General features: G+C 39.9%; 27 protein-coding genes. 14 read left to right on the forward strand and 13 right to left on the reverse strand.

Annotated features, from left to right (window positions below; translation table 11 throughout):
* Window positions 1–26: 26 nt before the first annotated feature.
* The 4 genes from BM291_RS12090 to BM291_RS12105 all read left to right on the forward strand — a co-directional run bounded on the left by BM291_RS12090 (window position 27) and on the right by BM291_RS12105 (window position 6,906).
* Window positions 27–1,238, forward strand: a complete 1,212-nt coding sequence (locus tag BM291_RS12090) for a tetratricopeptide repeat protein (protein ID WP_092897732.1) — start codon at window positions 27–29, stop codon at window positions 1,236–1,238.
* A 173-nt stretch (window positions 1,239–1,411) separates the two neighbouring features.
* On the forward strand, window positions 1,412–2,542 hold the full coding sequence (locus tag BM291_RS12095) for an acyloxyacyl hydrolase (RefSeq protein WP_092897734.1): 1,131 nt from the start codon (window positions 1,412–1,414) through the stop codon (window positions 2,540–2,542).
* Between the two features lie 82 nt (window positions 2,543–2,624).
* Window positions 2,625–5,081 (forward strand): PIG-L family deacetylase, encoded by a 2,457-nt coding sequence (locus BM291_RS12100; RefSeq protein ID WP_092897736.1) that lies wholly within the window; start codon window positions 2,625–2,627, stop codon window positions 5,079–5,081.
* Window positions 5,082–5,184: 103 nt separating this feature from the next.
* Window positions 5,185–6,906, forward strand: a complete 1,722-nt coding sequence (locus tag BM291_RS12105; protein WP_092897738.1) for a sodium:solute symporter family protein — start codon at window positions 5,185–5,187, stop codon at window positions 6,904–6,906.
* Window positions 6,907–6,924: 18 nt separating this feature from the next.
* Here the strand turns inward: BM291_RS12105 and BM291_RS12110 are convergent, their stop codons facing one another.
* The 9 genes from BM291_RS12110 to BM291_RS12150 all read right to left on the reverse strand — a co-directional run bounded on the left by BM291_RS12110 (window position 6,925) and on the right by BM291_RS12150 (window position 14,664).
* Window positions 6,925–7,716 carry a queuosine precursor transporter gene (locus tag BM291_RS12110; RefSeq protein ID WP_092897740.1) on the reverse strand — a complete coding sequence of 264 codons (792 nt, stop codon included), beginning with the start codon at window positions 7,714–7,716 and terminating at the stop codon, window positions 6,925–6,927.
* Window positions 7,713–8,630, reverse strand: coding sequence for a ribonuclease Z (locus BM291_RS12115; RefSeq protein WP_092897742.1), 918 nt, complete (start codon window positions 8,628–8,630; stop codon window positions 7,713–7,715). The genes BM291_RS12110 and BM291_RS12115 overlap by 4 nt, the downstream gene beginning before the upstream one ends.
* The gene (locus BM291_RS12120; protein ID WP_092897744.1) at window positions 8,627–9,010 is read right to left on the reverse strand and encodes an STAS domain-containing protein; all 384 of its coding nucleotides are present in this window, start codon (window positions 9,008–9,010) and stop codon (window positions 8,627–8,629) included. Before BM291_RS12120 ends, BM291_RS12115 begins: the two co-directional genes overlap by 4 nt.
* Before the next feature lie 20 nt (window positions 9,011–9,030).
* On the reverse strand, window positions 9,031–9,969 hold the full coding sequence (locus BM291_RS12125; RefSeq protein WP_092897746.1) for a phosphoribosylaminoimidazolesuccinocarboxamide synthase: 939 nt from the start codon (window positions 9,967–9,969) through the stop codon (window positions 9,031–9,033).
* Between the two features lie 59 nt (window positions 9,970–10,028).
* Window positions 10,029–11,114, reverse strand: coding sequence for a toxin-antitoxin system YwqK family antitoxin (locus tag BM291_RS12130; protein WP_092897748.1), 1,086 nt, complete (start codon window positions 11,112–11,114; stop codon window positions 10,029–10,031).
* A gap of 56 nt (window positions 11,115–11,170) precedes the next feature.
* A complete protein-coding gene (locus tag BM291_RS12135) occupies window positions 11,171–12,349 on the reverse strand; it encodes an acetyl-CoA C-acyltransferase (protein ID WP_092897943.1) in 1,179 nt (392 codons plus the stop codon).
* Between the two features lie 94 nt (window positions 12,350–12,443).
* Window positions 12,444–13,064: a hypothetical protein gene (locus tag BM291_RS12140; RefSeq protein ID WP_092897750.1), complete on the reverse strand. Its 621-nt coding sequence runs from the start codon at window positions 13,062–13,064 to the stop codon at window positions 12,444–12,446.
* Window positions 13,054–13,698: a hypothetical protein gene (locus BM291_RS12145; protein WP_092897752.1), complete on the reverse strand. Its 645-nt coding sequence runs from the start codon at window positions 13,696–13,698 to the stop codon at window positions 13,054–13,056. The genes BM291_RS12140 and BM291_RS12145 overlap by 11 nt, the downstream gene beginning before the upstream one ends.
* Window positions 13,699–14,664: a vWA domain-containing protein gene (locus tag BM291_RS12150; protein ID WP_092897754.1), complete on the reverse strand. Its 966-nt coding sequence runs from the start codon at window positions 14,662–14,664 to the stop codon at window positions 13,699–13,701.
* A gap of 142 nt (window positions 14,665–14,806) precedes the next feature.
* On the opposite strand from BM291_RS12150, the gene BM291_RS12155 reads away from it, so the two are divergent.
* The 9 genes from BM291_RS12155 (at window position 14,807) to BM291_RS12195 (ending at window position 24,527) form a co-directional block, all read left to right on the forward strand.
* Entirely contained in the window at window positions 14,807–17,209 is a 2,403-nt protein-coding gene (locus BM291_RS12155; protein ID WP_092897756.1) for a TonB-dependent receptor, read from the forward strand.
* 1 nt (window position 17,210) lies between these two features.
* Window positions 17,211–18,047 (forward strand): DUF4249 family protein, encoded by an 837-nt coding sequence (locus BM291_RS12160; protein WP_092897758.1) that lies wholly within the window; start codon window positions 17,211–17,213, stop codon window positions 18,045–18,047.
* Window positions 18,048–18,286: 239 nt separating this feature from the next.
* The gene (locus BM291_RS12165; protein WP_092897761.1) at window positions 18,287–18,661 is read left to right on the forward strand and encodes a BlaI/MecI/CopY family transcriptional regulator; all 375 of its coding nucleotides are present in this window, start codon (window positions 18,287–18,289) and stop codon (window positions 18,659–18,661) included.
* Complete coding sequence (locus tag BM291_RS22275) at window positions 18,658–19,929, forward strand: M56 family metallopeptidase (RefSeq protein ID WP_092897763.1); 1,272 nt, start codon at window positions 18,658–18,660, stop codon at window positions 19,927–19,929. The genes BM291_RS12165 and BM291_RS22275 overlap by 4 nt, the downstream gene beginning before the upstream one ends.
* A 119-nt stretch (window positions 19,930–20,048) precedes the next feature.
* Window positions 20,049–20,828, forward strand: a complete 780-nt coding sequence (locus BM291_RS12175) for a hypothetical protein (protein WP_092897765.1) — start codon at window positions 20,049–20,051, stop codon at window positions 20,826–20,828.
* A gap of 90 nt (window positions 20,829–20,918) precedes the next feature.
* Complete coding sequence (locus BM291_RS12180) at window positions 20,919–21,344, forward strand: energy transducer TonB (RefSeq protein ID WP_092897767.1); 426 nt, start codon at window positions 20,919–20,921, stop codon at window positions 21,342–21,344.
* Between the two features lie 86 nt (window positions 21,345–21,430).
* Window positions 21,431–21,901 (forward strand): copper resistance protein NlpE, encoded by a 471-nt coding sequence (locus BM291_RS12185; protein ID WP_139229088.1) that lies wholly within the window; start codon window positions 21,431–21,433, stop codon window positions 21,899–21,901.
* A 381-nt stretch (window positions 21,902–22,282) separates the two neighbouring features.
* The gene (locus tag BM291_RS12190; RefSeq protein WP_092897771.1) at window positions 22,283–23,050 is read left to right on the forward strand and encodes a 3-keto-disaccharide hydrolase; all 768 of its coding nucleotides are present in this window, start codon (window positions 22,283–22,285) and stop codon (window positions 23,048–23,050) included.
* A 136-nt stretch (window positions 23,051–23,186) separates the two neighbouring features.
* Window positions 23,187–24,527 (forward strand): Gfo/Idh/MocA family protein, encoded by a 1,341-nt coding sequence (locus BM291_RS12195; RefSeq protein ID WP_092897773.1) that lies wholly within the window; start codon window positions 23,187–23,189, stop codon window positions 24,525–24,527.
* A gap of 69 nt (window positions 24,528–24,596) precedes the next feature.
* On the opposite strand, the gene BM291_RS12200 is transcribed toward BM291_RS12195, so the two are convergent.
* The 4 genes from BM291_RS12200 to BM291_RS12210 all read right to left on the reverse strand — a co-directional run bounded on the left by BM291_RS12200 (window position 24,597) and on the right by BM291_RS12210 (window position 26,349).
* On the reverse strand, window positions 24,597–24,914 hold the full coding sequence (locus tag BM291_RS12200) for a hypothetical protein (RefSeq protein ID WP_139229089.1): 318 nt from the start codon (window positions 24,912–24,914) through the stop codon (window positions 24,597–24,599).
* A 129-nt stretch (window positions 24,915–25,043) separates the two neighbouring features.
* A complete protein-coding gene (locus BM291_RS22415) occupies window positions 25,044–25,172 on the reverse strand; it encodes a hypothetical protein (protein ID WP_262481219.1) in 129 nt (42 codons plus the stop codon).
* Window positions 25,173–25,550, reverse strand: a complete 378-nt coding sequence (locus BM291_RS12205) for a DUF937 domain-containing protein (RefSeq protein WP_092897777.1) — start codon at window positions 25,548–25,550, stop codon at window positions 25,173–25,175.
* 127 nt (window positions 25,551–25,677) lie between these two features.
* On the reverse strand, window positions 25,678–26,349 hold the full coding sequence (locus BM291_RS12210) for a CAP domain-containing protein (protein ID WP_092897779.1): 672 nt from the start codon (window positions 26,347–26,349) through the stop codon (window positions 25,678–25,680).
* A 313-nt stretch (window positions 26,350–26,662) separates the two neighbouring features.
* Between BM291_RS12210 and BM291_RS22590 the strand changes: the two genes are divergently transcribed.
* Window positions 26,663–26,935, forward strand: a complete 273-nt coding sequence (locus tag BM291_RS22590; protein ID WP_175499694.1) for a hypothetical protein — start codon at window positions 26,663–26,665, stop codon at window positions 26,933–26,935.
* Window positions 26,936–26,952 lie beyond the last annotated feature (17 nt).

Genomic DNA, 26,952 nt, shown 5'->3' on the forward strand with positions numbered 1-26,952 from the left:
CAACCAAACAAGAAAAATACGCTAAAATGAAGAAGCTAATTCTATCAATGGCCTTGATCGGTGCAACGACTCTGGCTTTTGCACAAAAAAAAGTGGTTCGTTCCGCTGAGAAGAACTTCAAATCTGGAGATCTTGCAGCTGCAATGACCGATGTGGAGGCTGCTAGTAACGATCCAGAAACTGGAAGTGACCCTGCTACCTATCTATTGAAAGCTCAGATCGAAACCAAAATGTTTGGTTCTGATTCTACCAATACAGAATCAACTCTTAAAATCGGAGAAGCTGCATTGGCTACCTTTATGAAAGCTTTCGAAATGGGTGGAAGTAACAAAGCAGAAGGTGTAGGTAAAGATATCTTTGATGAGGATCTACCAGGTGTTCCTGTTAACCTTAGACCTTTCACTATCAATACACTTAAAAATGTAGCATTTGATAAAGGTGGAGAAAGATATAACGAAGATGATAAAGAGATGGCTTACCATTTCTTTGACTTAGCTGGCCAAATAGACCTTAGTGATACTACTATTCATTACAATGCTGGTTTCATTGCAAATGATCTAGGTATGTTTGACGAAGCAAAGAAGCATTTCGGATATCTACTTGAAGTTCCTGAATACAATAAATTGACTGTTTATTACTTAATGGTTCAAATCTTAAGTGGTGAAGAGCAAAATCCAGAAGCATCTTATGATATGGTGATGGCTGGTAGAGAAGATTATCCAGAAGATAAAATTCTTGCTGAGTATGAGATCCAGTTATTGCTTCAATTGAACAAAATGGACGAGGCTATGGCTTCTATCCAGGAGGCTCTAAAAAATGATCCAAATAATGCTGGTATCCTTTTGAGATCAGGTTACTTGAAAGAGCAGTCTGGAGATATTGATGGTGCGCTTGAAGATTATAAAAAATCAGTTGCTGCCGATCCTACTTTCTACGATGGTAACTATTACACTGGTGCGCTACTGTTGGAGAAATCAAGAGAAATTCTTGCTGAATTGAACTCACTTTCTGACGAACAGTGGGAAGCTAGATCCAAATCAATGGGTGAGGAAGCAAACCTTCACTACAAAGAGGCGGTTCCATATTTCGAAAATGCATTGGAAATCAGACCTGATAATGCTGACTTGATGGCCATCCTATTTAGAGTTCATGCTCGATTGAAAAACGATGCTGAAGCAGATAAATACAACAAAATGTTGATCGAATTGAAAGGTGCCAACTGGCAAGAAAATATGTAATTCTTACTTTATAGTATGAAATAAGGCCTCTGAATTAAATTTCAGAGGCTTTTTTATGTTCTTTCCAACCTATAGCCAAATTAGTTAAAGGGCTGAGGTAGATCGAGTTTCAAAATAGATAGGCTAGCTTTTACAATATCTATATCTTTGCCTCCAGAAAATTCAAATCAACTATGCGATTGCAGAAAGTAGCCGTTTTAACTTGTATGTTTTTTGGATTAATCTCCTGTCAAGTTGCTGCGCAATCAAAGAAGTTTATTGAAGTTTCTTACGACCAAGGGCCTATTGTTGGAAATCAAAAAGACTGGGCAGAAGAACTGATTAATAAAATTGCCTATTCAGGAGTGGATGCCAGATTTGGTTGGCGGAGCAGTAGGAATACATACATCAATTACGTTAATAGGTGCCCTAGCTATGGAGTGGGCTTTACATCTGCCCTGAATTATTTTGCTGAGATAGGCAGACCTATGGGACTTTATGGGTTTGGTGAATTTCCTTTTGGTAAGAATAAGTTTGATCGAAAACTTAATTTTAGCTATTACACCCAAATCGGATTGGGGTTTAATATGAATCCATATAACGCTGAAACCAACCCAATTAATGGCTTTGTTGGAACTGCAGTGAATGCACATATTCATTTTGGATTAAAAGCATCGTATCAATTTTCCAATTCCTTTGGAGCCTTCACTTCCGTGGGTACCAAGCATTATTCGAATGGCTCTATAAATAAGCCCAACGCAGGAATCAATTTCATACCTATTGCAATTGGACTTCGAATGTATCTTGACAAGGAGGAATTCAATCCTGGTCCAAAGCCTGAGTTTCCGTCTCTAGAGAAAAGGGGGTTTTGGAATATAGCAGCATACACAGGAGTTAAAAGCTATGATCTCGGACAGAAAGCATATTTCAGAGGTGGCTTGGGTGCGAATTACCTGTGGGAGCTTTCTTATAAGTATAGAGGAGGGATAGGTGTAGATTGGTTTTATGGAGCCGGAGCTAAAGAGAGATATCCTGACGAGAACATTACTTTTTTAGACTATAATTCTTTTGCAGTGGTGGGCTCATGGGAATGGAAGCTGACTGAACATTTGTATATGCCCATTGCAATTGGAGTTTATGTTAGCAGGGCGCATTACAATCAGGAAATAACTAGCTTTTACGAGCGAATTGGAGTGCGATACAGAATGAATAATAATGTGTTTACTGGTGTGCAGATCAAAGCACACAAAGCCAAAGCTGACTTTTTTGAATTTACTGTAGGCTATACTATTCCTGGTAAAGTGAGAAAAATTGTTAATCCTTAAGGGATTATAGCCCCTTTGATCAAAAAACATTTGAATTTCAATCAGGCTTGTTCTAGCTTGTAGAGATAATTTACGCCCATTTATGACCAAACCTGTTTTACTCAGATCTTTAGCGGCTCTCTACTTCTCGCTTATCAGTTTGATCTGTTTCTCCCAAACAATTCCTTCTTCTGAAATATATCACCAACTTCTTCAGCTCAAGGAAACCAAAAGAGTTCTTTACATCGCAGCCCATCCAGACGATGAGAATACTCGCTTGATTGCAGCTCTTGGAAATGGAGAGCATGTACAAGTTGCTTACTTGAGTTTAACTCGAGGCGATGGTGGACAGAATTTGCTAGGCAAGGAATTGGGGATTGAATTAGGACAGATCCGAACTCAAGAATTGCTTCGTGCCCGCGAAACAGATGGAGGTAGGCAATTTTTTACCAGAGCCATGGATTTTGGCTACTCGAAGAATCCAGATGAAACACTGCAAAATTGGGATAAGCAAAAAGTACTTTCAGATGTAGTATGGGTTGTAAGGAATTTCAGACCAGACATAATCATTACCAGGTTCAACACCATACCTGGAGGTAATCATGGACATCACACTACTTCAGCTATTTTGGCTGAGGAAGCGTTTGAATTGGCGGCAGATGCAAATGCATTCCCTGAGCAGTTGAAACATGTGGAAACTTGGCAGCCTCGAAGAATCTTTTGGAACTCATATAATTTTGGAGGAGAGTTTAAAGCTTCTGAAACTGAGAAATATGCCGTTTTCGAAGTTGGCGGATTCAATAGCCTCTTAGGAGAAACCTATAGCCAAATTGCTGCGAACAGTCGAACCATGCATAAATCACAGGGCTTTGGAGCTACAGCCGGTGTAGGGAAAGCTGAAGATCATCTACAATTCATCAAAGGGGAATCATTTGATAAATCTGCATTTGAAGGGATTCCTGACCGTTGGAAGGAGATTCCAGGAGGTGTTGAAATAGAGTCAATGATCCAAAGTGCAATTGAGAAATTTGACTTTAAAAATCCCCCTGTAAATCTGAAATCGTTGATGGAGATTCGATCTAAGTTATTAGCTCTTGATTCAAAAACTTCTTGGGTTTTGGAAAAGAAAGCGAAACTAGATGAATTGATTTTTGAGGTCTTAGGATTGAACATGGAGTTCGTGACAAATCAAGAGCTAGGTTTTGCAGGAGAAAAAATCAAGGCAAATCTTGTGTTTAGCAATCCTTCAGTTGTTTTGATTTCAGATGTTTCCTTGAAACTTAATGGGATTGATTATCATGCAAATAGTAAGACCGTAGATAACAACAAACCACTGCAAGTTCCTGTAGAGTTTAACATATCCGAAAAGGCTCCATTATCACAGCCTTACTGGCTTGAAAACCCAGTGGTGGATGCGATCTATGATGTAAAAGATCAGCATATGATTGGCAAGCCCTTCAATGATATGAAGGTTGGTGGCGATTTAACTTTCAAAATTAATCTGCAGACCTTCAAAGTCTCCATTCCTTTAGAGTACAAATACAATGATCAGGTAGATGGAGAAGTGAAGCAACCTTTTACCATAGTCCCTGAAATTGACCTTGAAGTCTCTGATGAGAACGTATTTTTGATTTCAGGTGTAAATCCAATTGTGACTGTGACTGTGAATTTCAGTGGTGACATTAAGAAAGGAGAATTGACATTTAAAAATCTTAAGAAATCTGAATTTGAAATTGTAGGAACAGAAGATAATATCAGCCAAAAGAAAAAAGTATACAGTGTATCGTTCAAATTGAATAAGAACGAAAAGCGGGAAGTAGTCGCTCAATTTACCACTGCTGATAAGAAGGTTTATGATCAAATCACCCATCGGATATCCTATAAACACATTCCTAATTTGACGTATTTTTCACCTGCTTCCATGAATTTAATTCAGGAGGATTGGAAGGTGTCTGGTGCAAAAATTGGCTACATCATGGGGGCAGGAGACGACGTACCCGCTGTACTTTCTTCCCTTGGGTATCAAGTAACTCAGGTCTCTGATTTCAGTTTAACAAATCTTTCTCAATTCAAAAGTATTGTGGTAGGTATCAGAGCGTACAATACTAATACAGAACTAGCAGCCAACCAACAGAACCTTATGGCGTATGTAGAGAACGGTGGAACGGTAGTGGTGCAGTACAATGTGAGTCGTCCATTATTGATAGAGAAACTTGGGCCCTATCCATTTGATATTAGTAGAGATCGAGTGACTGTAGAAGATTCTCCTTTTACGGCAGACTGGAATCATCCGATTTTGGCTGGGCCAAATAAGATCACAGATACAGATTTTGATGGATGGATTCAGGAAAGAGGATTGTATTTCGAAACGGATATAGCCCCAGAATATTCTACTCCACTTACATTTCAAGATCCAGGTGAAGATCCATTGAATGGTTCTTTGATCTATGCGAAGTATGGAAAAGGAACTTACATCTATACAGGTATCTCATTCTTTAGAGAATTACCGGCTGGTGTGCCTGGTGCGACTAAATTATTCATCAACTTGATCGAGCAATAGTTTTGGAGGAGAAACAGATACGTTGGAAATACCTTTATGCAGGGCTAATTGCATGTCTTTTTATCTTGATAGCCTTATTTTACTGGCTTAAAGTAGCCTACGCATGAGTACATTAGATTGGGTAGTACTGTTTGGTACTTTGGCGCTCATAGCCACTTATGGTATTTACAAAACTTACGGGCCAAAGAGTCTGGATTCTTACCTACGTGGTAAAAATTCAATGAACTGGTGGTCTATAGGGTTATCGATCATGGCAACTCAGGCTTCGGCAATTACTTTCCTAAGTACTCCTGGACAAGCATACGAGGATGGTATGAGGTTCATACAGTTCTATTTTGGGTTACCGCTTGCCATGATTATCATCTCGGTGGTTTTCATTCCGATTTATTACAAGCTGAAAGTCTACACGGCGTACGAGTTTCTGGAGAATCGATTTGATCTCAAAACCCGAACTCTGGCAGCTTTGCTTTTTATCATACAGCGAGGCTTAGCAGCAGGAATTACAATTTATGCTCCAGCAATTATCCTTTCAACCTTACTTGGTTGGAATCTAACGGCTACTAATATTCTGATCGGTTCTGTGGTGATTCTTTATACCGTTTCAGGAGGCACAGAAGCGGTCTCTATCACACAAAAGCAGCAAATGGCTGTGATGATGGGTGGGATGATTTTGGCGGGCATAATCGTTATTCAAATGCTTCCTATTTCCTTCCAGGAAGCTATGCATGTCGCGGGAAAGATGGATAAGTTGAATATGGTCAACTTCGAGTTTGATATCTCTGATCGTTATAATGTCTGGTCAGGAATGACCGCAGCAGTTTTTCTTTTCCTTTCTTATTTCGGTACAGATCAAAGTCAGGTGCAGCGCTATCTTTCTGGTCAGACTCTTTCCCAAAGTAGAATGGGTTTGATTATGAACGGATTTTTGAAAATCCCAATGCAGTTCATTATTTTATTTATTGGCGTGATGGTTTTTGTGTTTTACCAATTCTTTTTGCCTCCGGTAGTATTTAATACGGTACAAACAGATAAGCTTCGCCAAAGTGAATACGCGGGTGAGTTCGAGGGTTTGGAAGCGGATTATGCGGAGAACTTTGAAAAAAGTAAAGCATCCTATTTAGATATGCTTGATGCAATAGAGCAAGAGGATTTAGGTAGAGAAACTGAAATTCGTGATAAATTAACCATCTTAAAATCAGAGCAGAAGGCGATTCGTGATGAAGTGAAGGATTTGATCGTAACAAATGATCCTGTGGCAGAAACCCGAGATACGGATTACGTATTTATGCGCTTTGTAATGGATAATTTGCCCAAGGGAATCATAGGGTTGCTCTTTGCAGTGATCTTCTCTGCAGCGATGTCTTCTACAGCTTCTGAACTCAATGCGCTTGGTTCAACGACTACCATTGATTTGTATAAGCGATCTATCAAAAAAGAGGCGAGTGATAAGCATTACTTAAAATCTTCCAAGTTATTTACAGCATTCTGGGGACTCGGAGCCATACTCTTTGCTACTTATGCGTCTTTGTTTGAGAATTTGATACAGGCTGTAAACCTGCTCGGATCTCTATTTTATGGGACCATTCTGGGTATTTTCCTAGTTGCCTTTTTTATGAAATGGGTGAAAGGGCAAGCAGTATTTATAGCTGCTTTGCTATCTCAAGCACTGGTTTTATTTGTGCATTTCAGTAATGGAGACTTGGCTGATGGTAACCTTTGGGATATTGGATTTCTTTGGTACAATCCGATTGGATGCTTAGCGGTAATGCTCTTTGCTGCTGTGATTCAATTGGTGATTCCTGGGAAACCTACTTCTCCTGAATAGATCGATCTTGAGTAATTCCTATAAAAAAGCTTTATTCTCACTGGCTTCCTCGATCATTTCTTCAGCGAGTTCTTTTCCGAGATACTTGTCTATAATACCGTGAGCTACATAGAGTAGGGGAGTGAGAGCGATAGCAACGGTCATTTTATAGATGTAATTCATGACGCCTACCGCAATGATTTGGGTGATGCTCCAATTTCCAAAAATGTAAAAAGCAATTCCCAGTACTACGAATGAATCGATAAACTGACTGACCAAAGTAGACCCAGTGGCTCTGAGCCAGATTTTACCTTCTCCCGTTACAGCTCTTAGCTTTTGGAATACATAAACATCGATCAGCTGGCCGATTAAAAATGCCGTGAGAGATCCAATGATGATTCCCATTCCCTGGCGGAAAATGGTGTTAAAGGCATAACTGATATTAAAGCTCTCTCCGTCGGGTGTTGTAGCATTTACGTCCAGCCAGAAGTCGGCAGGAGTTAAAGCAGTAACTACGCTAATAATAATGAAGGCATAAGCAATGAGTCCGGCCGTCAGAAAAGACATTTTCTTGACACCTTTTTTCCCGAAATACTCATTGATAATATCGGTGGTAATAAACACCACAGGCCAGATTACAGCACCAGCGGTAAGATTGAAGTCTAATAAGTACTCTCCGAAAAAAGTCCAGTTAACCGGGTCAAAACCGAGTGTCTTCTCTGCAGAGAAAATTTTCACACCTATGATTTCTGCCAAAATCGCATTGGTCAAGAAGATGCTTCCCAGGATTATAAACAGATTGGTCTTTCTGGAGCTTTGGGACTTGTTCATAGAGAATAAGTTGAGCCTTCTTCACTTAAAATAGAATTTTCAAAAACAGTTTTTGCCTCATTTAAAAGTGGCTCCAAATCTACATATCGAGAGGAATAGTGTCCCAGCAGTAGCTTCTTCACTTGACTCATTTTCGCTATCTCGGCAGCCTGCTTCGCCGTACTGTGGAAAGTGATTGCTGCTCGCTCTACATTATCTTCCATAAAAGTCGATTCATGATAGAGTAAATCTGCATTTTGGATGAATTGTTTTAGTTCCGGATTGTAAATCGTATCGGAGCAGTAAGCATAGGAGCGGAGAGGGGGAAGTGGGTGCGTGAAAGCTTTTACTTTGTAAAGTTTACCGCTTTCGTCTTTGTAGTCTATACCCTGACGTAGAGAATGAATAGCAGCTAGAGGCACTTCATTTTGCTGCAATTTCTCCTTGATCATACTCCTAAGTCCATGTTTTTCCTTGATAAGAAATCCAGTCGTAGGTAATCTATGCTTGAGTGGGAAGCTATAAACTTCAAACCTGGGATCATCCAGAAGTAGAATCATCCCATCATCATGTGTTTGAACAAAAGTGAGTGGATAGCTCAATTTGGTGTTGCTCCAGCGAAAATGTGTGGTTATGATTTCGTCTAGTCCCTGAGGACCATAGATGGTGAGCGGACTCGTTCGCTTTCCCAGGTGATAGCTGGAAAGCAGGCCTACTAATCCTAGGTAATGATCTCCATGAAGATGAGAAATGAAAACATAGTTGATCTTGGATACTTTGATTTTGAATGCACGAGCTTGCAACTGCATGGCTTCTCCACAATCTATCAGTAAAAAATCCTGCCCAAATCGAACGACTTGGGCAGTATGATGCCTTCCATGCACAGGGATGGAAGACGTGTTTCCTAATATAGTGACTTCAAAGTCGGGTATCAACCTTCCTCCTCTTCTTCCTCTTCTCCGCTTGCGATGGCATGCATGAAGATAGCTTCACTTGCTTCCTCTAGAGAGCTAACCAAGTTCAGTTTCTTATCCAACATGGAGATTTTCAACAATTTCATCACGTGATCCTGAACACCAGAGATGATGAAAACACCACCATTTTTACCGAATTCACGATCTCCAACTAGTAATGCGCTTAGTCCTGAGGAATCTACATATTTCACTTCGCTCATGTCCAAAACAAGATTTTCGAAGCCTTCAGCATGAATCGTCAATAATTCAGATTTCAAAACTGGAGCAAGCAATGAATCCAATTTCTCTTCTTGTGGGGTGAAGATGACGTACTGCTCTTTTTTATCAATTGAATATTTCATATTGTTATTAAGTTGGTCTTTTAACCTAGATGTGAAAGGATAGCTTTTTCAATTCTAGACTCAATTTCTGTTGTGTTTGCTTTTTGGAAAGATTCTCCAGTAATTTTTTCGAATAGCTCAATATAGCGATCAGAGATGCTTTCTACAATTTCATCTGTCATTTCAGGTACAGATTGTCCGTCTTTGCCCTGAAAATCATTCGAAATTAACCATTGTCTCACAAATTCCTTAGAAAGTTGCTTCTGTGCGATTCCTTTCGCCTGGTTTTCTTCATAGCCATCTGCATAGAAATAGCGGGAAGAATCAGGAGTATGAATTTCGTCGATCAAAAGAATTTTATCGCCGACTTTACCAAATTCGTATTTAGTATCGACCAAAATCAAGCCCATTTCATTAGCCATATCTTGACCTTTTTGAAATAATGCTCTGGTATACTTTTCCAGTTGTAGGTAGTCAGCCTCACTGACGATTCCTTGCTTCAATATTTCTTCTCTAGAAATATCTTCGTCGTGTCCTTGATCAGCTTTGGTAGTAGGAGTGATGATTGGCATCGGAAAAGGATCGTTTTCACGCATATGCTCAGGCATCGCTACCCCGCAAATGCTTCGCTTTCCTTCCTTGTATTCTCTAGCCGCATGACCTGACATGTATCCACGAATAACCATCTCCACTTTGAAAGGCTCGCATCGCGTACCTATCGTCACGTTTGGATCTGGTATCGAAGTCACCCAGTTAGGCACTATGTCTGAAGTCGCAGCCAGGAATTTGGCAGCGATTTGATTCAAGACTTGTCCCTTGTATGGAATCGGACGAGGCAAAACTACGTCGAAGGCTGAGATTCTGTCGGAAGCGACTACAACCAATTCTTTGTCAAACATATAGACATCACGAACTTTACCTTTGTAAAATCCCTGCTGTCCTGGGAATTGAAAATGGGTTTCTTTGATTGCGTTACTCATCCTTTTATTGTTTGGGCAAAAATAGAAAAAGCTTTTCCTTTCTTCCCCTGCACGATCTATTATTTATTGATTTTGTTACCCTTTTCGTAGAATTCTGTGATGATGAGCGTTTCTTTTTCATCAAAAAATTCTCGTTTACCGGTCATTTTCCCGTCCTTAAACCTTCTTATTTCTTCCAAAGTGCCATCTTCTCTATAAATCCGCACGTCGCCTTGAGCTTCGTTGTATAGGTAATTGATGGCGAAATGAACTTGACCATTTTCAAAGTAATTGATTTCTAAAACTGGACTTCCCTGTTTATCAAAAGTCTTTTTCTGTTGAAGTTTGGTAGAAGCATAATACTTCTCAGTCGGTTGTGTAGGAATTCCTTTTTTGAAAATGGCTCTTTCTCTAAGTTCACCATTCTGATGATAAGACAGCAAGGCTCCTTCTTCAAATCCTTTCTTGTAATTTCCTCTTCGCTCGGGCGAGCCATCTGGATAATTCAATTCATAGATTCCATCTAAAATTCCTTTGGAATAATCAATCACAGATAATACCTGCCCATCCTCATAATATTGAGTTTCCCTTCCATCCAGAACGCCATTTAAGTAAGTTGCTGAAATTAAAAGTTGACCATTTTCTGCGAATTCTTCAAAAAGTCCATCGTATCGGCCTTCAGAGAAGTGTACTTTGGAAGCTTGCTTTCCAGACTCATAGAAAGTTTCGCTGAGTCCATTTGGCTTGTTATGCTGGAAGTTGGTTTTGTCGCTTATTTGTCCGGATTTAAAATAGGTGATTACTTCGCCTACAATCTGATTATTCATGTAGGTAGAAGTTTGTTTAAGAGTTCCACCAGGATAAAAGCTTTTAGATATACCAGACCTACTATTATTTACAAAGGGAATGATTCTCACGGTATCTCCTGAGATAGCATCGAGATCTATAAAGTCCCCATTTCTTTGATCGTTTATCAGTTGACCTATTTGAACGAGATTTCCTTCTTCATCAAATCGCTTGATTTCTCCATTGGCTTTGCCATTCACCATGAAATACAATTCCTTGATTAAGGTTTCTTCCTCATCATGAAAGGTGCGAATAGTATCCTGAGCCATGGCAAAATTGGCTAGAAAGCTAAATGCTGTAAGAAGAAGAATTTTGTTCATGGGTAAAAAAGAAACCGCAAGACAATTAGTCTTGCGGCATTTAAGATATAAAGAATTTACATTTTCTCAATTACTAGTGCTGAAGCACCTCCACCACCATTACATATTCCTGCTACGCCGATCTTGCCATTCTTCTGATGCAAGACAGAGTTCAAGGTACTGATGATCCTAGCTCCGGAAGCTCCAAGTGGGTGTCCTAAGGAAACTGCACCACCGAAAACGTTTACTTTTTCATTGTCTAGATTTAATTCTTTCTGATTAGCTAAAGCAACAGCAGCGAAGGCTTCGTTGATCTCGTAGAAATCGATATCCTCAGCAGTTAATCCTGCATGCTTGATAGCTTTAGGAATAGCTAGGGCAGGAGCAGTGGTAAACCAAAGTGGATCAGTGGCTGCATCTGCAAATCCTCTGATTTTCGCCAAAGGCTTCAATCCTAATTCCTCAGCTTTTTCCTTGCTCACCAAAACCAAAGCCGAAGCACCGTCATTCATAGTAGAAGCATTTGCTGCAGTCACAGTTCCTTCTTTATCAAATACCGGGCGAAGTGAAGGGATTTTGTCAAACATGACATTCTTATATTCCTCATCCTCGTCGATTACGATTGTTTCTCCTTTTCTGCCTTTAATCTCTACAGGTACCACTTCATCTTTGAAGTATCCTTTAGCCCATGAATCGGCCGAGCGCTGATAAGACTGAATAGCGTATGCATCTTGATCCTCACGGGAAATGTTCATTTCCTTAGCCGTATTGTCTGCACAATTCCCCATAGGGAATTTATAATACACTTCGAAAAGGCCGTCTTTAACCAAGCCATCTACGAATTCTGCATTGCCATATTTGTAGCCAAATCTAGCCTTAGGTACATAAAAAGGAACGTTTGACATGCTCTCCATTCCACCTGCTACGACTACATCATTGATGCCTAGCATAATAGACTGAGCGCCAAACATAACGGCTTTCATGCCGGATGCACATACTTTATTGACTGTGGTACAAGGAACGTTATAGCCAATCCCTGCTCCTATAGATGCTTGACGGGCAGGTGCTTGTCCAAGGTTAGCGGAAATTACATTTCCCATAAAAACTTCCTGAACTTCCTCTGCCTTTACTCCGGCTTTTGCTAGAGCACCTTTGATGGCCGTACTCCCAAGTTCTACAGCTGTAAGTCCAGCTAATTTACCTCCAAAACTCCCCAAAGGAGTTCTAACGGCTGAAACGATATATACTTCTTTGATCATGATATTTGGGTTTTGATTAAAAGTCAGAAGACAGAAGACGGAAGACCGAAGAAACTTCCGTCTCCTGTCTTCCAGCTTCCGTCTTATTATTTTACCAATCAGGAATACCTCTTTTTGGTCTCTCGGTGGCTTTTTTCTTGTTTTGTTGGATGTAGCGAAGTTCCGCTGCATTCATGCTTTCGAGTATTTGCGCAGCTTGCTCAGGAGTGAGGTTCATGGCTTTTAGCTTCTCTTTGAATTCCTCCATTGCCTTTTGTTTGTCAGCTAGATTGGCATCCATCTGGTCATTGGCATTTTCGCCTGGCTTGTCCTCATTCTTATCGGATGGATCTCCAGCTTGGGATTCTTTGGCTTTATCTTCATTGGTTTTGTCGCCGTCCTCCTTGGATTCTTGCTGCTCTCCATCCTCGCCTTGACTTTTCTGATCTTCCTGCTGTTGTTTTTCCTCCTGATTTTGCTTGTCTTGCTTTTCCTGATCCTGTTTATCTTGCTCTTCCTGTTCTTTTTCCAGCTTTTCTTTCAAAGCCTGAAGTTTCGCATCCGAAGGGAATTTAGTCAAACCGTCCTTAACTGTAGCCAATGCTTGATCTTTCTCAGTTTTGACGTAGGAGCGTGCAGCTCGGTTAAAGTACTCACCGGAGGTTTGGGCTATACCGGTAGATAAGCTTATGGTGAAAGCAAATCCTAGTAGTATTAGAAGTTTATTTCTCATCGATTTCAGTGATTTCTTGAAGACTCGTCATAAAATCTTTATACGCATCAACGGTTTCATCTTGAAGCCTAGCTTCATTCATTAGGTTCAACGCATCTTTGAAGCGGAATTGTTCCACCATTCGATCAGCTTCTGCCTTTTTCCGCTTTGCAAAGTCCGATGGTTCGGGTTTATTCTGATCTTCATTCTTACGTTCCTCGTCACGTTGCAACCATCTTGCCAGCAATTCATAATTGTGTCTGGCCACTTCATTGTTTGGGTCTTGAATCAGAGCAGATTTGAATTTACTCAGTGCCGGTTCGTATTCTTTCTTATTTCCCAGAAGTACTCCTCCTTGATTAAATGCAAAGGAAGCAAGCATCTTGTTCGGAGCTATAGATGCCTTATCGTAGTAGCCAACGGCTTCATCTACTTTTTCTGCATACTGATTGCTGAGGCCAAGATTATAATCCAGCTCAGGGGAAGCATATCCAAATTCATCGATGAGAACTTGATGATTGGTAATAGATTGCTCGTATTCAGCTTTGGCGTAGCTTTCTCCTGCCAAATCAATTGCGGAATTCAACCTAGACACTCGGGTCCAAGATGCGGGTATCAGAAGGAAAACTGCTAAGGTTAGCTTACTCCAGCTCATTTATAGTTTGATAGTTTTGATCGGTAACATCATGTCCAGCAAAGAAAGAACTAAGCCAGCCAATAGAAAATAAAAATACTTATTTGCGGAAGCTTCAACAACTCTTGATCCAGTGACTCCGCCTTCTACACGTTCCAACGCAGCAGTTAAATCTCCGATTTCCTGAACTTCATCAGAAATCTCAAAGTATTGGCCATTTGTCTCCGCAGCAATTTGTTGAAGTGGCGCACGGTCAAGAACTGTTTGCGCAGGTTTACCTGTTTGTGGATCGATCACCAAGCCATTACCTCTAGGTATGCTACTTCCACCAGTGGTGCCGACGCCAAGAGAAAATACTTTTATTCCCTCATTGTTTAATCTGGATCCAATATCCTCCAAATCATCACCGAAATTTTCTCCATCCGAGATTAGAATAATGGTTTTTGACTTCACCTCTTGACTTTCATCATTCAGGAATCTTTCCTCAGCCATCCTTAATGGACCATTGAGATCCGTTCCAAAATTAGGAACCAGGCCAGTATTCAATCCATCTATGTACAATTGAAGCACACTTTGATCGAAGGTGAGGGGACATTGCATGAAAGCTTCTGAACTGAAAATAATCAGTCCTATTCTATCTGATGGAAAACTTTTCGTTAAGTTTTTCAATTCAAACTTTATGCGTTGAAGTCGACTAGGACCGATGTCAGCCGCATTCATCGACTGAGATAAATCCACAGCGATGAAGATGTCTTTGCCTTCTTCTTGGATTTCCTTCAATGAGGTGCCAATAGAAGGTCCTGCAAAAGCGATGAGAAATAGTACAAAATATGTAGTTCTGATGACCATTTTAGTGAACAGCCTACGCTTCTCTACTTCCAGCCTTCGGTTGATCTTCCAATAGCGAAATAGATAAATAAAATACAGCAAACCGAATATGCCGGCTAGCAAGAGGGTGAGTTTTACGTCCGGATAAGCCCAAATCATGACCTGAAATTATAAAATAAAGCTTACTTTAAAAGGGGGAATGCGATAAGAGGTGTCCCTAATTTGAAATGATCTTGATAATTAACAAACATTAATTATTGTGAAGCGTCTAGTTTTGGGGTACAATCCTTATTTATGTAGCATGAGGTTAACTGCCAAACCAAGTAATTTCCTTTTAATTTTCCTTTTCATTTTGCCTTTTTCAGAGCTTATAGCTCAGGAGAATAGGGTTTTCAGTGCGCAAGTGCTTGATGTAACTAATTCATCTCCTCTGCCTGGTGCTAGTGTTTATTGGGAAAACGATGTGTCATCAGGGGTAGTCTCTGAAATCGATGGGACTTTTCAAATAGGTGTTAAAACTTTACCCGCCCGTCTGGTAGTTTCTTTTATAGGATTTGAAACCTCCATCCGAGTGATTACTTCAAAAGATTTCGATAAACCCCAGCGATTTTTTCTCAAACCAGAAGATTTATCGCTTGATGAAATCATCATTCAGGAGACAAATCCAGATCAGTCCGTTCGGAATATGGAGACTGGAAAAGCAACAGTCCCTATTGCAACTATTAAAAATATCCCTGCTTTGTTTGGTGAAGTAGATCTGCTAAGAAGCTTACAACTGCTGCCAGGTGTGCAGACTGCGGGAGAAGGAACCACGGGGCTATTTGTGCGTGGTGGTTCAGCTGACCAGAATTTGGTACAACTAGATGGTGCACCGATCTACAATCCTTCTCATTTCTTTGGTTTTTTCTCTGTCTTCAATCCGGATGCATTGGATCAAGTGGAGCTATACAAAGGCAATATGCCTGCTTCATTCGGTGGCAGGCTTTCAGCGTTGATAGATGTTTCACTTCGTGAAGGAAACAATGAGCAGATTCATGGAGAGGGAGGAATAGGAACGATATCTTCCCGATTGACCTTGGACGGACCGCTTTTTTCAGAAAAATCGACCTTTGTTATATCTGGTAGAAGAACCTATGCAGATATGTTTCTGAAGCTTTCCAATGATCCTGATATCAATAATAACAAACTTAATTTCCATGATTTGAGCGGGAAGCTGTCTTTTAGATTGAGTGAGCGTGATAAACTAACCGTTTCCAGTTATCAAGGAAGTGATTTTCTTGGTCTTGATGATGAGTTTGGTTTGGGCTGGACCAATTGGATTTCATCGGCTCAGTGGAGCAGAAATATTTCTGATAAGTTGTTCTTCGATCTGGAAGGATATCACTCCATGTATAATTACAGAGTGGAATTTGATGATCCTGATAATGGCTTTGAGTGGAAAAATAACCTTTCCGAATCAGGAATGAAGGGGATATGGACTCTACTTAAAAGTGATGCCTTGCAAACTTATTGGGGATTTCAAAGTCAGTTTTATCATTTTGCCCCGATAAGACTTGTTCCATCTGAAAATAGCAATATTGATCCGTTGGCGACTAGTCCGAAGAATGGTGTGCTGAATAGTTTATTCGCAGGAATGACCTATGAAATCACTCCTAAATTGAGCACGGAAGTAGGATTGAGATGGGGATTCTATAATCAAATAGGGAAAGGGGTAGATTACCTTTACGATGGAGGAGTGTCTGATCCCGCTTCATCTATTATAGATTCCGTGAATTATAAGAGTTTCGAAAACATCCAATTTTACCAAGGACTAGAACCGCGAGTTGCTTTTCGATATTTATTCAATGATGAGTTTTCTATTAAGGCAGCCTACAACCGCAATTTCCAATATGTGCAGATCGCTTCAAATAGCTCTGCAGGATTACCTATAGATCGATGGATTTTGGCTGGGACATATGTGCCGCCGATACGTGCTGATCAGATTTCGCTTGGCTTATTCCGCAATTTCGATAATAACCGTTGGGAATTTTCTGTCGAAGGTTACTATAAGGATTTCAAGAATATCATTGACTTGAGAAATGGTGCTCAAATTCTATTTACTGATAAAATAGAGACCGAAATCCTCAAAGGAAATGGATGGGCGTATGGTACGGAATTTATGTTGCGCAAAAATGTAGGTAAGACCACAGGTTGGCTGGCTTATACCTGGTCTCGATCTTGGCGTAAAACTCCTGGAGTTTCTGAGGGATTGAAATACAACCCACGCTATGACCGTCCGCATGATGTGACTTTGGTGCTGAACCATGAGTTTTCTCCTTCTTGGTCAGCAGGTTTAACCTTCATTTATACTACAGGACAGGCGGTTTCATTCCCGATTGGCCTTTATAATGTTGATTTGCAATCAGTCCCACTTTATTCTAAGTATAGGAATGAGGATAGATTCCCTGATTACCATAGAATGGATGCTTCCGTCACTTGGAAAAATGCCGACAAGGGAAGAAAATGGAAAGGCAGCTGGAACTTTAGTATTTACAATCTGTACGGTAGGAAGAATCCATTTGCGTATGAATTCAGAGAGATCTACAATGATAATATCAAATATAGTGGTGCTGAAGATGGGCCAATAGTGACTTCCAGACAAGGAGTTGTCATGACTTACCTCTTTACCTTCTTGCCATCGATTACCTATAATTTCCAATTCTAACATGAAGAGAATTTGCATTATACTTTTAGCAATCGCTAGTTTCTCCTGTCAAGAAGAAGTTAACCTTCCTTTGGGTAGAATTGATTCTACTGTTCCAGTTATTGAGGCAATCTGGTCAGATAGGCCATTCTATAATGAAGTGAAGATTACGCTAGCGCAAAATTATTTAGACAACACGGAAATCAGTGTGGTGAAAGACGCAAAGGTGTTTATCATTAATACACGAAGTAAAGAGGTAATTCCATTTCGTTTTAATCAAGGAAACCTAAGCTATATACCTGTTGAAACGACTAAAAGGGCTGAAATAGGAGAGAGTTACCAGTTGTTTATTCAGTGGAAGGACAATCAATTTACGGCAACTGGAGACATGCTTGCTCCGCCTATTGTAGATAGCCTCACTTATAAATACGAAAAAGAGAGATTATTTCGAGATGAAGGATACTATATTAAAGTGTACGGTAAAATCCCCTATCAAGAAAACAATTACTATCGTATCCGTGTGATAGAAAATGATACGTTGAAGAATGATCGTGATGACTACTTACTTTTTGATGACACATTTGGGCTTACTTTTTTTGAAAATGGTCTGGAGTTGAACTACGATTTTGCAGAAGGGGATAAGGTGCGACTGGAGCTATATAGATTGAATAAGGAGCCTTACGATTACTTCACTCAGTTAGTAAGTTTACTTTATAACGATGGTGGGCTTTTTAGTCCTCCACCTCAAAATCCAGATACAAACATTAGGGTGATTTCTGGAACCTCTGATGTCTTAGGGTATTTTAGCGTTGCTTCCATTTTGACAGAATCAGTAGCTATTGAAGGGAAGGATGACTGATTGTTTGATAGCAGAATCATCGTAGTTAGTTTTTTCTGCTAATAAGTTTACTAAGGTTATTTAGAACTTGTGAGAGCCATTGCTACGTGATACTTCGGTTTTCTTACTGGTAATTATTTGACTTAAATTCTGGGGGATAATCTGGTTAAGACATTCATTTATTTTTTAATCTATTATTTTTATCGTAGTAATACGAAATATTCGTAGGATTATTAAAAATTCGTTTTTACCTTAGGGATATGGACGAATTAAATAACAACGAAGAAAGGATCATGCGAATTTTTTGGAGACTCGAAAAAGCGCTTGTCCGAGATGTTCTTGATGAACTGCCAGATCCGAAGCCGCCTTATACCACCTTGGCGTCTTCCATTAAGCTACTTGAGAAGAAAGGCTATTTGGATCACAAAGCTTACGGCACCACGCACCAATATTTCCCATTGATCTCACAGGCTGACTACAGCAAGAGAAGTGTTAATCAATTGGTTAAACATTATTTCGAAGGTTCGGTGGGGAATTTCCTCTCTTTCATGGTGAAGGAAAATAAGATTTCTGACAAGGAAATTGAAGATTTACAGAAGATGATAGATGACATGGACAAACCCACAGAGTCATGAATGCTATCCTAATATATCTACTTGAAGCAAGTATTTGTGTTGCCATCACGGTGCTCTTTTACCGAATCGTTTTGAGTGAATTGACGTTTTTCACGTTGAATCGTGTGATTTTGATAGGTATGTTGATGCTTTCATTCATCATTCCTATGCTTTCATTTAAGCTTGGAATCACCTCATTGGGTACTGGAGAAATAACTCTTCCTGAATTCCTGGTAGGCAAAGAAGTCGCTCAGGAAGCAGTAAGCTTTACTTGGCAGGAAATGCTTTTTTACACCTACTTAGCGGGAGTAGTTGTGATGACTGTGCATTTGATTTTGGGATTTTTCACCTCGCAGCGTTTGCTGGGCAAGTCCAAATTGATGCGCTATCAGGATTACTGGATAGCGGTTCATCCTAAGTTTATACCGGCTTCCTTCTTCAGTTACATTTTGCTGCCTGACTTCAATCCAGACAGATCTGAACAAAGACAAATCGTCCTACACGAGTCAGTTCATGTACGCTTGAAGCATAGCTGGGATCTGTTGTTGATCCAATTCGCTAAAATCATCTTTTGGTTCAATCCTTTGATTTACCAGTTTGAAAGATCACTTAGAGAAGTGCATGAATATCAAGCGGATCAAGGCGTGACATCTACTTATTCCAAAAGAGAATATTCCGGACTATTGCTTCAGATGATCACTGGAGGGCAGGGCTGGCATTTCATGAATAATTTCAACCAATTTCAAACCAAAAAACGAATTATTATGATGAGTAAACCACAATCCCAGAAAAGGGAAATGCGTAGGTTCCTGCTTGCTATTCCTGTATTGGCGGCGTTGTTCTTCGTATTTTCTTGCGAAATAACGCCTGAAGAAGATATAGAAGGGCCGACTATGAATGGTGTGAAGGAAGTCGTAAAAATAGGGCCTTCTGACATAACAGCACGAGTGATGGAAAATGGTAAAGACGGCGAGCCAATTTATGATGTTGTAGAAAAGCAACCAGATCCTGTAGGAGGGATGGCAGGATGGAATGCCTATCTAAGCGAAACCTTAATTTATCCAGCGCAGGCCAGAACTTTAGGAATTGAGGGAACTGTGATCCTAGTGTTTACGGTCAATTCTGATGGCAGTCTTTCAGATGTAGAAGTACTTCGTGGAATTGGAGGTGGTGCTGATGAGGAAGCAGTTAGAGCAATAGAAAATGCACCGAATTGGACTCCAGGTTCTCAAAAAGGAGTATCAGTAAATACGCGAATGAGATTGCCTATTAGATTTAAACTAAGTTGAGTTGCCTTATAGGTATTAAAACCTCACATGAAACCAGCATATGATTTTCCTGATACCATTGAAATTCCAGTTTCAAAATAAATTATTCGTTTCATGAAAATAAGTAGGACGATAGAGAAATGAAAAAATCAATCTTAATGCTGGTTATAACGACCATTCTCACTATTCAAGGATATGGTCAAAATCAGTGTGACATTAGAGATCACTACGAGGATTTCATTTCAATTCAGAAGTCAACTTACAATGGGAATGACTATTTGATAAAGCGCGTAATTGAAACTAAGGGAAAGAGTTGTTTCTCTCAGTTATTAACTAATAATACGGTATTTGTAGACTATTTATTGACAAACTTTAGCTCAAATTCTAACTATGAAGCTCTATTACAGTTGCCGGATAGTTTGAGTTTGAGAAACACGTATTTCAAAGATCTAGAGAAGGACAGTTTGTTTAACTCCGTAATGAGTGAATTAGTCAGTAAAACAATTGATAAGAAAACTGCAAGGGATAGTTTGTCCATGGACAATTTGATAAATATAGCAGTGAAGTATTTTTCAATCTTGCGAGTGACCGATGAAGGGCATTATGCCGGAAAGGTTTGTGTGGGTCTAAATGATATTAAGAAAACAGAGATCGACAGAAAACCATTTGTAGAAGCATTTTGCTTTTCTTCCATATTAAAACATTACCAAAGTGAAGAGTTTAATATGTACGATGAATTTGTGAAGTCTATAAAGGAGCTTTATAAAGTAAATCTTGGGATAGATAAGGACGAAAAGTTACTAAGAGCCCAAGGAGCTATGTTTCTGTTGATGAGAAATAATGAAAATCTAAAGAAGATGTTAATCGCTGAATACGAAAGAAATAGAGAAAATTTACCGTTTATATTGACTGAAGAATAAGTCCTGTTGCAAAAACCATTCAAAGTTTTTCCATACATCCATTGAAGGGTCTTTTATGGAGAAATGAAAAAATATCCTAAACCATAAACTATGAAACTATCAATTCCCAATTTCCAGTTTAAAGTAATTCCAGTATTCTTGATTACTTTTCTCTTTTTCGCTGTACTGCCTAATCTATCTGTGCAGGCTCAAACTGAAGGAGAGGATGTATTAATGGAAGTAGACGAAATGCCAAAGCCAAAAGGTGGATATGAAGGGTGGAATGCTTATTTGTCCCAAAACTTGAAGTACCCAGAAGCTGCGAGGGAAAGGAAAATAGAAGGGACTGTGATCGCCATTTTTGTAGTTGATGAAAAAGGAGAAGTGAGTAATGTGGAAATTCTGAGAGGAATAGGCGGAGGCTGTGATGAGGAAGTGATGCGACTGGTAAAGGAGTCGCCTAAATGGACGCCTGGGAAAAAGGACGGCGAAATAGTCAAAGTGAAAATGAGACTTCCTGTTAGGTTTAAGTTATAAAAGTTAAGTTTTAATTAGTCGAAAAAACATCTGGAGCTTCTTCGGATGTTTTTTTTGTTTCTAAGCAAATGAATTAGTTTCGCCATATGCATTCAGGAATACAATCAATAAACCAAAATCACCCATCAAGTCACGGCAAGCCTACTTTTTTATTGAGTATTTCCATGCTGATTTTATTGTTCAGTATGTTTTCCTGTGGTGGAAGCCTGGAAGGAAAATTAGTTGGCAAATGGAAAGGAAGTGATCATATGTTTGTCAAAGGTACAGGACCGGACTTGGTTGCTACCATTGACGGGGGACTAGCAAGACATTTGGCTAGTACTTTGAATCTTAATGAAGATGGGACCTACCAGAAACTTGTGGGCGAATATGACAATGGATCTGGTATATGGATGTTGGAAGACGATAACTTGGTCTTATTAGATAATAATGGGAACGAGTTGAATTACACCCTTCTCAAAGTCACTGAAAATGAACTGGTGACCATCCATGACGTAAGTATGGACACACCTAGTGGGGAATTATCTGGTAAAATCACCTTATCATACACTCGATAGGAACACTAGAACTAGTAAAAACCTAATCTGATTAGCCGCAATGATGCCAGTAGCCATAGTTTCTTTGCTTTATAGGACGGAAGACCGGTGACCGAATTGGCCTAAATGCAAATCTTTACCAAATTCTGGGATGCTTTAATTGCTTTACTGGCAGAAAAGCGGATATACATAAAACCTAAAATGATTTATTTTTTGAATCTTGAGCACCAGCTCAAAATGTAATTCCGCAACCCATTTTAATGACTTTTAGAAGTTTGGATTTTTTTCTGAAAAGCCAATGAATCTATCTTCGGTTTCATAAAATCCATCAATGGTTTTTTGATTGAAGGTAAATTGGAGTAATTTATCCTCCTAAGTTCTTTTCCCTAAATAATCTAACCTATGAACATGAGAATCTTAACACTAGCTTTTACAGCTGGTGCATTGACTATGAGTTCTTTGGCAAACGCCCAAGAGAAAACTCCACCTCCGATGAAGCCTGAGGCTACGGAATTCTACACTCCAGTTCCTCCGAAAGTAACTCCAGGAGCACACAATACTGCCCCGCCTTCTGATGCGATAGTGCTTTTTGACGGTACTAGCCTGAATGGTTTTGTAAGTGCAAAGGATGGTTCAAGTCCAGCGGCTTGGACTATTGAAAACGGTGAATTGGTAGTTACCAAAGGAAAAGGTGATATACAGTCCAAGTTGCCATTTGGCGATGCCCAATATCACGTAGAGTGGTCTGCGCCAACCGAAATCGTAGGCGAAGGCCAGGGTAGAGGTAACTCAGGTTTCTTCTTGATGGGTATTTACGAGGTACAGGTATTGGATAGCTACGAGAGCAAAACATATACAAACGGCCAAGCTGGAAGTATTTACAAGCAGCATCCTCCACTAGCAATGGCATTGAGACCAGCTGGCGAGTGGAACTATTATGACATCATCTTCAAAGCTCCTCGTTTCAATAAGGATGGGATTTTGACTTCTCCAGCTACGGTCACTTTGCTGATGAATGGTGTTTTGGTTCAAAATCACGTGATTCTAAAAGGCCCTACCGAATACATTGGTATTCCAAATTACAAGGCGCATCCTGAGAAATTGGCTATCAAGCTTCAAGACCACGGTAACCCTGTTAGATTCAGAAATATCTGGGTAAGAGAGCTATAATGCGAGATAAGATCGGAAAATATCCGTTTTATAAATAAATGAAAAGTAAGTAGTTAGGTGATCTGTTGCCAAAATTACTTACTTTTTTTCTTTGAGATCGATTCATCTTTTTTTCAACTTAACAACCCAAAATACTATGTCCTCAAGAAGAAAATTTATCCAAAATACCATGTTGCTAGGAGCGGGGTTGGGCATGCCTAACATTCTCACAGCCGCAGATTTCGGGAGGTTTACCCGAAAAATTAAACCCTCAGATCAATTAAATTATGGCCTCATAGGCTGTAAAGGAATGGGCTGGTCCAATATGAACGCACATCTCAAAATGCCTCAGGTAAACTGTGTAGCGCTAGCGGATGTTGATCAAAGCGTACTCGATCAGAGAACGGAGGATGTGTTCAAACTCCGGGGAAATCGCCCCAAGCAATACAAAGATTATAGAAAGCTCCTGGAGGATCCTGATATCGATATTGTGATTGTAGGCACGCCTGATCATTGGCATTGCCTGATCATGTGCGATGCCGTATCGGCAGGCAAAAATGTGTATGTAGAAAAACCAATTGCCAATACGATTGAAGAATGCCAGCTGATGGTGAAAGCTCAGGAACGCTACGGGAAAATTGTTCAGGTAGGACAATGGCAGCGATCTGGATCTCAGTACGCGGAAGCTATCGACTATGTGAAATCGGGCAAACTTGGACAGATTCGTTTGGTCAAATGTTGGGCATATCAAGGATGGATGAAACCTGTGCCTGTTTTGCCAAATGGACCAGCGCCAGCAGGAGTAGATTATAAAATGTGGCTAGGTCCTGCACCGGAAAGGCCATTCAATCCCAACCGTTTTCATTTCAATTTTAGATGGTTTTGGGACTATGCAGGTGGATTGATGACGGATTGGGGAGTGCATGAAATCGATATTGCGCTTTTCGCAATGGGTGTAAGTGCTCCCAAATCTGTGATGGCCTCAGGAGGTAAGTTTGCTTATCCTGATGATGCATCAGAGACACCCGATACCTTACAGACCGTATATGAATACGAAGGTTTCAATATGCTTTGGGAGCATGCTACTGGTATTGATGGTGGAAACTACGGTACTACAGAAGGAATTGCCTTTATTGGCAACAATGCTACGCTGGTGGTGAATAGAGGGGGGTGGAAAGTAATCCCTGAAACTGAAAGCAAAGACGGCGAGCGAGTAAATAAAGTCGCCGAAGTTCCTCATACCAAAGGAGTAGGAAATGCCTTAGATCTTCATGCTGTAAACTTTGTGGAAGCGGTGACTGCCAACGATCCTAAATTGCTGAACTGCGCGATTCAAACAGGTAGTATAGCAGCGATAAACGCCCAGATGGGTAACATTGCATACAAGACTGGAGAGAAGGTATATTGGAATGCAGAGAAAAATAAGTTTACATCTTCGGCTGCCAATGATCTAATGAAAGCTCATTATCACAATGGATGGAAATTGCCTAAAATCTAATTTATAGTTGTATAGCAAAGCCGCAGTGACCAAATCGCTGCGGCTTTTGATTTTAAGATTTGTGCTTACTTAAAAAGCTAAGGCTGCCAGGCCTAGTTTACTCTTAAACGGGCTGATAGATTTCAATACCTGTTTTGAGTATTTTTTGAAAAGGTCATTACCAAGTAGACTAGTTAGTAACTTGGATCTATTGTTTTTCATCTTTAGAAATCCAGCTTTTTTGTCTTCTTCAGAGGCCTCACTGCTATTCAGCTTCATTAGATTGTCTACAAAAGTTGAGTTGTCTTGACTAAGTTTATCCTTTTGATCCGAATTAAGATCCAGACCCTTAGTGTCATTCAGAATTCCCAATACTTGAGACGAAAGATCCATCTCAGGTAAATCCATTTTTTGGGGTTTAATACTCTGTGCATTTACAGTTGTTACAAGAACAGCTAAGAGTGCAATGCTTAGAAGGAGTTTGATTTTGAACATGTTGATGTAGGGAGAAACTTATGAAAATAATAGTCTTGAGTTCTACTTGAATAGTCCTTTGCCCATATTCATCAAGCCGCCTAAATCCATTCCACCATTTCCTCCTCCGCTTCCACCAAGCAATGAACCCAGAAGATCACCAGCATTAATGTTTCCCTGACCGCCCTGCAACTAGGATACAACTGACGACATAATGTCATTATTATCCTGTGGAGCATCATTCACTCTTTTGTTAAAGAAATTCATAATCATTGGTAAAGCCGCCGCAGCGATTCCCATGGCCTGCTCCTTAGATATTCCTAATTTTTCTATCAGGCTCTCAGATACATCACCTTGTAGATTATTGATTACGGAGTCACCAGGAGAAGTCTCTTTACCAGAGAACATTTCTTGAATTGCACTTATATTACCCGAGGCAACTTGTTTTTGAAGGCTGGAAGTGATGGTGTCTTTCAGTATTTCTGCAGAGGCACCAGATTGGTTCTGATTCATACCAGCCAGCATTTCTTGGAGCGGCCCATCTGCCAATTTCATCAATTGATCTAACATAATTTTATTGTTTTGTTTCAGGTAATTTCCCCTTTTAAAGGAGGTAATCCAACAAAAAATACAAAAAATCATATGTAAAGAGCCTTCCTTACCCTATGTGTCTAGGAAGTTTCTGTTGAAAACTCAGTTATTTTTCGCTGCCAAAGCATTGCACACCCATTAAATAGGGGACATTGAAAAATTCCCGATTGCTGAAGACCTGAGACCCACATCCAAGTTGCTCGAAATTCGGATTCAAAATACTTTTCCTGTGCGAAGGCGAATTCATCCAGAGTTGTACCGCTTCACGTGCATAGCTCAAATAGGTATGAGGAAGTATCACCTCCCGAGTAGAATTGGCGTAGGTATACATTCCGCCACTGCGTGGAATATTGATTTTCCTGCCATCCTGATATTGCAAGCCTATGCTTGAACTGATGTTTTCGCCTATAAGCATTCGATTAAGTCCTTCAAGAGCAAATCGGTCACCTATGTTTTTTTTGCCTTTTACTCTGCTGACATGTGAATAGAAGTTGTAATTGACCATGTCATTGGCATGTTCGGAGGCGACCTTTTCCATAGCATCTGAATGAGTGAATGGCTTAAGACCATATTTGATTCTTTCCTCATTTGTCAGGTGGAACATCGCTGCTTGCAACAAACCTCTGTCTAGTTTTTTGTAATTGATGGTTTGGTTTACCGCCGCAAGCTGGAAAAATTGGGCAGGTGTAAAGCGATTGTAATCAGAAGGAATCCAGGTTTGAGCTACCAGTGAATTAGAGATAAAAAATAGAAGTATAGAGAGAAATCGTAAAGTCAAGATACGTATGTCTTAAGTGGTTTCAGGAGAAATAATCTGAATAGTAGACGAATTATTGGCTGGAATATTTTATTCCATTTGTACTGTTTGAATGATTTTGAACAAAAATAATCTTCGGAATTGTGCCAGTGAGATTTAAATGGGGGTGTATAGCTTACTTAGTATCAATTATTTAAATTGATTTTGAAGGCAGTGGTTTTGTTTATTCTATCTATCATACTGGAAAAGGTATAGAGGTGGTACTGCTCCCGATATTTTGCTTTTTGATTTGGCAGGATATCAATCGAATATATTGCAAACAACTCTGTAAACGATGAACTTTCGATGTGGATTGGTGATGCCATTTTTTATATGTCAGACAATGGTCCTTACCACTCCTGCTGCAATCCTCAATGCGATCACTTCGGAACTTGCACCTAAAGCAGCTTCCTTCACTGTGCCAACAAGGGTAGGTGCATGCACCTGCTCCAATAGTCGCCAAACTTACAGCACCTCTACAACCCCACAGCCAAGGCATGGCTACTCCAGACAAGGCATGGCTACTCCAGAAATAAAGAAAATTAGTATTCCAAACACCAGTGAATAGGATTGAAAATTGATTCA

Source organism: Algoriphagus aquimarinus, assembly GCF_900112005.1.
Taxonomy (GTDB): Bacteria; Bacteroidota; Bacteroidia; order Cytophagales; family Cyclobacteriaceae; genus Algoriphagus; species Algoriphagus aquimarinus.

Excerpts from the sequence above, each read along its gene's own strand:
- BM291_RS12190 (WP_092897771.1), top strand. The coding sequence starts at position 22,283 with ATGAACATGAGAATCTTAACACTAGCTTTTACAGCTGGTGCATTGACT.
- BM291_RS12090 (WP_092897732.1), top strand. The coding sequence starts at position 27 with ATGAAGAAGCTAATTCTATCAATGGCCTTGATCGGTGCAACGACTCTG.
- BM291_RS22275 (WP_092897763.1), top strand. The coding sequence starts at position 18,658 with ATGAATGCTATCCTAATATATCTACTTGAAGCAAGTATTTGTGTTGCC.
- BM291_RS12185 (WP_139229088.1), top strand. The coding sequence starts at position 21,431 with ATGCATTCAGGAATACAATCAATAAACCAAAATCACCCATCAAGTCAC.
- BM291_RS12120 (WP_092897744.1), bottom strand. The coding sequence starts at position 9,010 with ATGAAATATTCAATTGATAAAAAAGAGCAGTACGTCATCTTCACCCCA.
- BM291_RS22590 (WP_175499694.1), top strand. The coding sequence starts at position 26,663 with ATGAACTTTCGATGTGGATTGGTGATGCCATTTTTTATATGTCAGACA.
- BM291_RS12165 (WP_092897761.1), top strand. The coding sequence starts at position 18,287 with ATGGACGAATTAAATAACAACGAAGAAAGGATCATGCGAATTTTTTGG.
- BM291_RS12095 (WP_092897734.1), top strand. The coding sequence starts at position 1,412 with ATGCGATTGCAGAAAGTAGCCGTTTTAACTTGTATGTTTTTTGGATTA.
- BM291_RS12180 (WP_092897767.1), top strand. The coding sequence starts at position 20,919 with ATGAAACTATCAATTCCCAATTTCCAGTTTAAAGTAATTCCAGTATTC.
- BM291_RS12140 (WP_092897750.1), bottom strand. The coding sequence starts at position 13,064 with ATGAGAAATAAACTTCTAATACTACTAGGATTTGCTTTCACCATAAGC.
- BM291_RS12155 (WP_092897756.1), top strand. The coding sequence starts at position 14,807 with ATGAGGTTAACTGCCAAACCAAGTAATTTCCTTTTAATTTTCCTTTTC.
- BM291_RS12100 (WP_092897736.1), top strand. The coding sequence starts at position 2,625 with ATGACCAAACCTGTTTTACTCAGATCTTTAGCGGCTCTCTACTTCTCG.
- BM291_RS12160 (WP_092897758.1), top strand. The coding sequence starts at position 17,211 with ATGAAGAGAATTTGCATTATACTTTTAGCAATCGCTAGTTTCTCCTGT.
- BM291_RS12195 (WP_092897773.1), top strand. The coding sequence starts at position 23,187 with ATGTCCTCAAGAAGAAAATTTATCCAAAATACCATGTTGCTAGGAGCG.
- BM291_RS12150 (WP_092897754.1), bottom strand. The coding sequence starts at position 14,664 with ATGATTTGGGCTTATCCGGACGTAAAACTCACCCTCTTGCTAGCCGGC.
- BM291_RS12145 (WP_092897752.1), bottom strand. The coding sequence starts at position 13,698 with ATGAGCTGGAGTAAGCTAACCTTAGCAGTTTTCCTTCTGATACCCGCA.
- BM291_RS12205 (WP_092897777.1), bottom strand. The coding sequence starts at position 25,550 with ATGTTAGATCAATTGATGAAATTGGCAGATGGGCCGCTCCAAGAAATG.
- BM291_RS12130 (WP_092897748.1), bottom strand. The coding sequence starts at position 11,114 with ATGAACAAAATTCTTCTTCTTACAGCATTTAGCTTTCTAGCCAATTTT.
- BM291_RS12175 (WP_092897765.1), top strand. The coding sequence starts at position 20,049 with ATGAAAAAATCAATCTTAATGCTGGTTATAACGACCATTCTCACTATT.
- BM291_RS12110 (WP_092897740.1), bottom strand. The coding sequence starts at position 7,716 with ATGAACAAGTCCCAAAGCTCCAGAAAGACCAATCTGTTTATAATCCTG.
- BM291_RS12105 (WP_092897738.1), top strand. The coding sequence starts at position 5,185 with ATGAGTACATTAGATTGGGTAGTACTGTTTGGTACTTTGGCGCTCATA.
- BM291_RS12125 (WP_092897746.1), bottom strand. The coding sequence starts at position 9,969 with ATGAGTAACGCAATCAAAGAAACCCATTTTCAATTCCCAGGACAGCAG.
- BM291_RS12200 (WP_139229089.1), bottom strand. The coding sequence starts at position 24,914 with ATGGATTTACCTGAGATGGATCTTTCGTCTCAAGTATTGGGAATTCTG.